This window comes from Marinobacter salinexigens, from assembly GCF_008370345.1.
Lineage (GTDB): Bacteria > Pseudomonadota > Gammaproteobacteria > Pseudomonadales > Oleiphilaceae > Marinobacter > Marinobacter salinexigens.
In genome coordinates this window covers 1-496 of the sequence record NZ_VTUU01000104.1, presented here as the reverse complement: position 1 = coordinate 496, position 496 = coordinate 1, and the positions used below count along the sequence as shown (strand labels likewise).

General features: G+C 59.7%; 1 protein-coding gene. It reads right to left on the bottom strand.

Annotated elements, in window-relative coordinates; genetic code table 11:
• The coding region (locus FWJ25_RS20840) for a C1 family peptidase (protein ID WP_223163293.1) at positions 1–496 on the bottom strand (496 nt) is incomplete at both ends.

Sequence of the window (496 nt, the reverse complement as noted above, 5' to 3'; positions counted from 1 at the left end):
CTCGTAGATACAGCAGCAGGTGGTGCTGTCAGGGCACGAGTAGTAGTTGTCGCACACGGCGGGCGCCGGGGTCGGGGACGGCGGGCTGGGGCCAGGGTTCGGCGGGTTGGCGCCATCCTTCAACGGGTATGACGGCTCAACCGCGATACCGCACTTGCCGCTGGACGCCTTGATGTTGCGCTCCATCCTCACGTACCCGGACTCGCCCCAGCTGCTGCCCCATGAGTTCTTCACGATCCAGTAGTCCTTGCCGTTCTCTGTSCCGTAGCCGACGGCCGTGACACCATGGTCCARCGCTGTTCCACAGSTTCCWGTGAAGATACCCGAGYTGTAGAGCTGAAAYGCTSTGCCASCAGCCTCAATTGCRACACTGAYRGGCTGRTTYGCAACTGCCTTCTGCAGACTYTTCTCAYYGTTCGCTGGTACATCTTCRTAGCTGTCRATAGTMACAACCTTSGCGTTTTTCCTGTTGACATCACACCGTCCGTCCGTGCCC